Origin of the sequence: Bifidobacterium sp. UTBIF-78 (genome assembly GCF_006408945.1) — a bacterium.
Taxonomy (GTDB): Bacteria; Actinomycetota; Actinomycetes; order Actinomycetales; family Bifidobacteriaceae; genus Bifidobacterium; species Bifidobacterium myosotis.
Genome location: NZ_JFAO01000044.1, coordinates 1 through 7,479, shown reverse-complemented (window position 1 = coordinate 7,479; position 7,479 = coordinate 1). Strand labels below are relative to the sequence as shown.

At 64.2% G+C, this 7,479-nt stretch carries 6 protein-coding genes; all 6 read left to right on the top strand.

The annotated features are described in order from the left end of the window. A partial coding sequence (locus BG22_RS09170) for an NAD(P)H-dependent glycerol-3-phosphate dehydrogenase (RefSeq protein WP_258186311.1) occupies window positions 1-976 on the top strand: 976 nt, incomplete at its 5' end. Window positions 977-1,155: 179 nt separating this feature from the next. Further along, window positions 1,156-2,343 carry a D-alanine--D-alanine ligase family protein gene (locus BG22_RS09165; protein WP_140494997.1) on the top strand — a complete coding sequence of 396 codons (1,188 nt, stop codon included), beginning with the start codon at window positions 1,156-1,158 and terminating at the stop codon, window positions 2,341-2,343. 434 nt (window positions 2,344-2,777) lie between these two features. Continuing rightward, window positions 2,778-3,950 (top strand): ABC transporter substrate-binding protein, encoded by a 1,173-nt coding sequence (locus BG22_RS09160; protein ID WP_094666672.1) that lies wholly within the window; start codon window positions 2,778-2,780, stop codon window positions 3,948-3,950. A gap of 29 nt (window positions 3,951-3,979) precedes the next feature. Beyond that, window positions 3,980-4,909 (top strand): ABC transporter permease subunit, encoded by a 930-nt coding sequence (locus BG22_RS09155; RefSeq protein WP_140494995.1) that lies wholly within the window; start codon window positions 3,980-3,982, stop codon window positions 4,907-4,909. A gap of 95 nt (window positions 4,910-5,004) precedes the next feature. Continuing rightward, window positions 5,005-5,823, top strand: coding sequence for an ABC transporter permease (locus BG22_RS09150; RefSeq protein ID WP_140495001.1), 819 nt, complete (start codon window positions 5,005-5,007; stop codon window positions 5,821-5,823). Between the two features lie 6 nt (window positions 5,824-5,829). Next, on the top strand, window positions 5,830-7,059 hold the full coding sequence (locus tag BG22_RS09145) for an ABC transporter ATP-binding protein (RefSeq protein WP_181163473.1): 1,230 nt from the start codon (window positions 5,830-5,832) through the stop codon (window positions 7,057-7,059). The last annotated feature ends 420 nt before the right edge of the window (window positions 7,060-7,479 follow it).

Here is a 7,479-nt window from a genome sequence, read left to right as displayed (position 1 = left end):
TGCAGGAGCATGGGGTACCGCCTTCGGCCAGGTGCTGGCCGACGCGGGCAACACGGTGACCATGTGGGCGCGCGAGCCCGAGATTGTGGAGGGCATCCGCGACCATCATCACAACGGCGTGCGTCTGCCGTCCGTGGAGAAGCTGCCGGACGCCATGACCGCCACCGGCGATCGCGCCGAAGCCGTCGAGGGCGCCGAAATCGTGGTGGTGGCCATCGCCGCCCAGTTCGCGCGCATCGCCCTGACCGACTTCAAGGGACTCATCCCCGAGGACGCCATCGTCGTGAGCCTGATGAAGGGCATCGAGCGCAAGACCAACAAGCGTATGGACGAAGTGGTGCGCGAGACCCTTGACCTGCCGGTCGAGCGCTTCGCCGCTGTCTCCGGTCCGAACCTGTCCAAGGAGATCGCCGACCGTCATCCCGCCGCCACGGTGGTGGCCTGCGCGGACATCGAGAACGCCAAGAAGGTGGCCGAAGCCTGCACCACGTCCTACTTCAAGGCGTTCGTCACCACCGACGTGATCGGCCTCGAAATGTGCGGCAGCCTCAAGAACGTCACCGCGCTCGCCGTCGGCATGGCCCGCGGAGCTGGATACGGCGAGAACACGGCCGCCATGATCGAGACCCGTGGTCTGGCCGAGCTGACCGCCTTGGGTGCGGCCGCCGGTGCCGATCCCAAAACCTTCGCCGGACTCGCGGGCGTGGGCGATCTCGTCGCCACCTGCGGCTCGCCGCTTTCGCGCAACTATACGTTCGGCGCGAACCTCGGCAAGGGACTGACCGTGGAGGAGGCCACCAAGGTGAGCAACGGCGTGGCCGAAGGCGTGCCGACCACGGATGCCGTGGTGGCGCTTGGCGACGAACTCGGCGTGCCCACCCCGCTGGCCTATCAGATGAGCCGTGTGCTCAACGAGGGCATCTCCTGCTCCGAAATGCTGGCCGGACTGTTCGGCAGCGAAGTCACGGGCGAGTGAGCGCGGGAGCGAGTAGACTCGTATCGGTTTCGGTGAGCCGGACTCTCAACGCGTCCGGCGAGCCAGCGAAGTGAGATAAGCGGTATACGATAGCGGCCGCTGATGATCGATCGCCAACGGCGAGGGTCATCGGTCGGGCTTGACAAAGCCTCTCTAATAGGCGGACAGTAAGGATGGTTATGGCCAAGAAGCGTGTTGTGGTGCTGTACGGCGGACGTGCGGATGAGCATTCGATCTCCTGCATCTCCACCGCCGGTGTGCTCAACGCCATGGATACCGAGCGTTTCGAGCCGATTCCGATCGGCATTACCAAGGATGGCAAGTGGATCGTCGGCGGCGAGGACCCCCGCGGCTGGAATCTGGACGGCGGCGAGCTGCCGACCGTGAAGATTACGCCGGAAACCCGTCCGGTGCTGCTGGACCCCTCCCTCGGCAAGGATGGCTTCCTCGTGGGGGAGCCCGGTGATCTGGGCTCGGCCGGGAACGGCTTCGACTCCAACGTCGTCAACACGTCCGACCCTGAAACGCATCATGCGGTCACCTCGCTCGGCCACGTCGATGCGGTGCTGCCGGTACTGCACGGCCCGTACGGCGAGGACGGTACGATTCAGGGCCTCCTCGAGATGATGGGCGTGCCGTACGTGGGCTGCGGCGTGTTCGCTTCGGCCGCATGCATGGACAAGCACTTCACCAAGGTGGTGCTCTCGGCAGCCGGTATCGCCACCGCGCCCGGCATCACCGTGGACGCGCGCAACTTCACCGCCGCCGATGTGCTGGCGCAGATCGACGAGGCGCAGCTCACCTACCCGCTGTTCGTCAAGCCCTCACGTGCCGGCTCCAGCTTCGGCGTGACCAAGGTCGAGGCCGCCGATGACCGCGAGACCCAGCTCGACCGTCTGACCGCCGCCATCGCCGCCGCTGGCGAGCACGACTGGAAGGTGCTCATCGAGCAGGGCATCGACGGCCACGAGGTGGAATGCGCCGTGCTGTGCGCCAAGCCGGGCGACGAGCCGGAGGCCAGCTGGCCGGGCGAGATCGTGCTCGATCATCAGGACGACGACCAGTTCTACGACTTCGATTCCAAATACATGGACGCCTCTGCCAGCCATGTGGAGGTGCCGGCCAACCTGCCGGTGAGCGTGCTGGAGGACGTGCGCGACGTGGCCCGTCGTGCCTTCAAGGCCGTGGACGGCGCCGGACTGAGCCGCGTGGACACCTTCGTGACGCCCGACGGGTCCGTGCTGATCAACGAGATCAACACCATGCCCGGCTTCACGCCGATTTCGATGTACCCCAAGGCATGGGAGGCCACCGGCGTGAGCTACACCGAGCTCATCACCCGCCTCATCGAGGGCGTGCTGCGCTAGCCGCCATCCGCCTCGGTGCCGGGGTGATTCCCGTCGCATACAATGATGTCGAAAACGTACGCTGATTGATGTCGGCGTACGTTTTCTCGTATGTGCCGGTGTGTTTGCGGTGCGGTGATTGCCGCTGGTGGTATGCGTCAACAATTCTGCGTCAGCAATTCCGCGTTGGCGAGCGGCGAGCGGCGAGCCGGCCATCATCCGTGTGACACATCGGCCGCAATCGTCACTAATTCACCGTGAGTTTCCTTTTGTTCAGCGAATGTACGGCAAACGGCGAAGAACGTTCACCTGCACGCCAGTGTCGTGACAGATAACCCTCATATTTTCTCTTTTTGGAATTATGGGCCGCGCAAGTACAGCGCGAATCGATGCCCCGACTCCCAGGGTCCGGCCCCGATAGTCGGATCTGGATGCATGTTGAGAAAAGGAACATCATGAAGAACCTGCGTAAGATCGCGGCCGGCACCATTGCCGCCGTTCTGGCGTTCTCGATGGCTGCTTGCGGTTCGTCGAACGCCTCCAACAGCTCCGACTCCTCCTCCACCTCCACCGGCAAGTCCGTGAAGGTCAACGAAAAGTCCGCCAAGGCCACCTCCCTCGCCGATTTCGGCACCATGGACGACCTCGTCAAGGCCGCCGAGGAAGAAGGCGCCCTGAACGTCATCGCCCTGCCGCACGACTGGTCCAACTACGGCGAGGTCATCGAGACCTTCAAGAAGAAGTACCCGAAGATCAAGGTCACCGAGCTCAACCCGAACGCCTCCTCCAAGGAGGAGCTGGACGCCGCCAAGACCAACAAGGGCACCGACGCCGCTCCGGACGTCTTCGATGTCGGCCAGCAGATCGCCGCCACCTCCACCGATTCCTTCGCCCCATACAAGGTGCAGGCCTGGGACAAGATCCCGGATGAGAACAAGGACGCCAACGGCGCCTACTACGCCGACTACACCGGCATCATGTCCATCGGCTGGAACAAGGACAAGTACGGCGACATCACCAAGATCGAGGACCTGCTCGACCCGAAGTTCGCCGGCACCGTGGCCCTCAACGGCAAGCCCGCCGAGGCCGGCGCCGCCTTCAACGGCTACCTGATGATCAACCAGCTGGCCGGCGGCGACATCAACAACCTGCAGCCCGGCCTCGACTTCTTCAAGAAGCTCAAGGACGCCGGCAACCTCACCACTGTTGACGTGACCAACGGCACCATTGACTCCGGCCAGACCGGCGTCGTGATGGACTGGACCTACAACCAGGCCTCCTACAAGAAGGAGCTCAAGTCCAAGGGCGTGAACTGGGAGTACAAGACCTTCCCGAAGGCCCAGGTCGTGAGCTACTACAACCAGGCCATCAACGTGGACGCCCCGCACCCGGCCGCCGCCCGTCTGTGGGAGGAGTACCTGTACTCCGCCGAGGCTCAGAACCTGTGGTTCAAGGGTGGCGCCAACCCGGTGCTGCTCTCCTCCATGAAGGAAGACGGCACCGTCGATCAGGACACCCTGAAGGACGCCATCACCATTGAGGGCAAGCCGGTCTCCTACACCAACGATGACGCCACCCGCATCACCGAGTGGCTGCAGAACAACTGGGACAAGACCATCGGCAACTGAGCCTAAGGCAACCTAAGGCAATCGAACCCATGACTGCTGCAATCGCACAGAACGGACCTGCCACCAAGGTGGCGGGTCCGTCCGCTAACTCCAGCTCTTCCACGCTGGCACGGCACCGTCAGGAACTCGGCACCATCGCCGTCACCCTGCCGTTCTTCGCCTACACCGCGTGCTTCCTGCTCGCGCCCACCGTGATCGTGATCATCGGCGCGTTCCAGACCCGTGACGGCGGCTTCACGCTCGCCAACTTCAACAAGCTGTTCGAGGCCAACACGATCTCCGCGTTCGTCACCTCCATCCTCGTGTCCATCGTCTCCTCGGTGATCGGCGCGGTGGTGGGCGGCCTCGCCTCGTACGCCCTCGTGATTGGCGCCAAGCCGAACGGCCTGATGCGCCGTCTCGTCTCCGCCATCTCCTCCGTGCTCGCCCAGTTCGGTGGTGTGATGCTCGCCTTCGCGTTCATCGCCACCATCGGCATCAACGGCATCGGCACGATGCTCATCAAGCAGCTGACCGGTCTGGTCGTCAACCCGAACTGGCTCAGCTCGCTGCCGGGCCTCGTGACCGTGTACTGCTACTTCCAGATTCCGCTGATGATCATCATCTTCCTGCCGGCGGTCGATTCGATCCGCCCGCAGTGGCGTGAGGCCTGCGAGTCTCTGGGTGGCAGCACCTTCCAGTACTGGACCCGCGTGGCGCTGCCGATTCTGGCGCCGCGCTTCATCTCCGCGTTCCTGCTGCTGTTCGCCTCCGCGTTCTCCGCGTACGCCACGGCGGCCGCCCTGTTCTCCCAGCGCTCGATTCTCGTGCCGCTGATGATCCAGGGCGCCATGCGCAACGAGATGGACCCGAACCAGCAGGGCTTCGCCCAGGTGCTGGCGTTCGCAATGATCATCGTCGTGGCCATCGTGATGCTGCTGAGCCACGCTGTGGAAAAGAGGGCCGGACGTTGGCAGTGAACGAAACCTCCGCGACTGCGGCGACCGTCGCAGCCAAGACCGGCGTCACCGGTTCGACCGGTTCCGCCGGCACGGTCGGCACCAAGCCGCCGCAGCTGCGCGCCGCACGCATCCGCAAGCAGAGCGTCATCAAGTTCGTCATCCTGTTCATCACGCTGGCGTTCCTGTTCGTGCCGCTCTTCTCGATGCTCATCTTCACCCTGCGCCACCCGCTGTCCGGCCGCTGGTCGGCCGCGCCGTGGGTCGCCATCTTCACCGGCAACGGCGAGTCGCTGGGCGCCGACCTGACCGTGCTGTGGCAGGGCATCGGCACCTCGCTGGCCCTGTGCGTGGTCACCGTCGTGATCATGCTGCTGCTCATGGTGCCCACGATGGTCATCGTCCACATCCGCTCCAAGGCGCTGGAACGTGCGATCGAGTGGGTCGCCACTCTGCCGCTGACCATCCCGGCCATCGTGCTCGTGGTGGGTCTCGGCCCGATCTACCGCTGGCTGTCGGCGGACGTGCTGAGCACCAACCCGATCTGGCTGTGCTTCGCCTACGTGATCCTCGTGATGCCGTTTGCCTTCCGCGCCATCGCCGTGGGCCTCAACTCCATCGACGTCAAGACCCTGGTCGAGGCCTCCCGCTCGCTCGGCGCCTCGTGGCCGAAGGTGTTCTTCCGTGTGATCATCCCGAACCTGTGGCAGTCGATCCTGTCCGCCTCGTTCATCTCCATCGCCGTGGTGCTGGGCGAATACACCGTCGCCTCGCTGCTCGGCCGTATGAACCTTCAGGTCGCGCTCTACCAGCTCGGCCAGTCCAACTCCCAGATCTCCACCGCCATGTCGTTGCTTGCGTTGCTCTTCGGCGTGGTTCTGCTCGTCGCGCTCGACCTCATTTCCGATGCGATGCGCAAGTCGAAGGAAAGCTAACCAATCATGACCGTTGATGAGAAGACCCTCGCCACCCCGGCCCAGACCGAGGACGAGTTCAAGAACGATCCGACCGCCACGCTGCAGGGCGTCAAGGCCAAGGATGTGACCAAGGCCGCCAAGAAGCTGCTCAAGGAGTCCGCGGAACGCGGCGGCGGCTCCATCCAGATGCAGGACGTCGTCAAGATCTACCCCGGTTCCACCGTGCACGCCCTCGACGATTTCAACCTCGACATCAAGCCGGGCGAGATGGTCGTGCTGCTCGGCGGCTCCGGCTGCGGCAAGTCCACCGCCCTCCGCTCCCTCGCCGGTCTGGAGGACATCCAGGGCGGCCGCATCATGGTCGGCGGCCAGGACGTGACCGGCGTGCCGGTCAACAAGCGCGAGATGGCCATGGTGTTCCAGGCCTACTCCCTCTTCCCGCACATGACCGCGCTCGAGAACGTGGCCTTCGGCCTCGAGGTGCGCGGCGTGGGCAAGGAGGAGCGCCGTCGCATCGCGATGGAGCAGCTCGAGCTCGTGGGCCTCAAGGACCAGGCCAAGAAGTACACCCAGCAGATGTCCGGCGGCCAGCAGCAGCGTGTGGCTTTGGCCCGCGCACTGGCCATCAAGCCGCGTGTGCTGCTGCTCGACGAGCCGTTGTCCGCCCTGGACGCCAAGGTGCGTGTGCAGCTGCGTGACGAGATTCGCCGCATCCAGCTCAACACCGGCACCACCACCGTGTTCGTGACCCACGATCAGGAGGAGGCGTTGGCGGTGGCCGACCGCATCGGCGTGATGAACCACGGCCGCATCGAGCAGATCGCCGCTCCGCAGGATCTCTACCAGCGCCCGGCCACCGAGTACGTGGCCACGTTCATCGGTCTGACCAACCGTCTGCCCGGTGCCTCCAACGGCGAGGAGGCGGTGGTCTTCGGCCAGCGCCTGCCGCTGCTGCCGAACTCCGCCACCGGTGATTCCGTGGCCGTGCTCGTGCGTCCCGAGAACCTCACGCTGGCCCTGCCCTCGCAGCATGACTCCAACATCGGCGAGCACGCCCGCGTGGAGGTCATCCACTTCCTCGGCTCCCTGGTGCGCGTGGACACCGTCATCACCTCCGGCGAATTCCAGCGCTGGAACAAGGGTGAACAGCTCAAGGTGACCGTGCAGCTGCCCGCCAGCGAGCTGCCGGCCGGCCTCGCCACCGGTGACGAGGTGGTCGTCACGCCGCGTGCCGTGGCCGCCCTCGCCTGCTGATTCCAATCGGCACCTAGCGCCTCACGCTTGCCGCGGAATTGGCGTCTATCAGGGGTCGCGCGATTACGCGCGTCCCCTTTTGCGTATTGACGGTATTGCGCGGTATCGCGCGCGTAGGGATGATTCGTGCGCGATGCCGCGCGTGATTCGTGCGTTCGGTGTTGCGTTCGGGATTTCGTTTGCATTCCACATGATGCGACCTGATGCGACATCATTCCACATCATTCGACATGATGCGACATCATTCCACATCATTCGACATGATGCGACATCATTCCACATCATTCGACATGATGCGACGGCACGCTATGCCGCCTCAATCACTCTGAGGGATGAACTTGATTCGCCTTGGAATCACTGGGAAATCGCTCTGAAGAATGAGCGCAAGCGCAGCGTCCGTCCCTTATTCTGAATCATGGC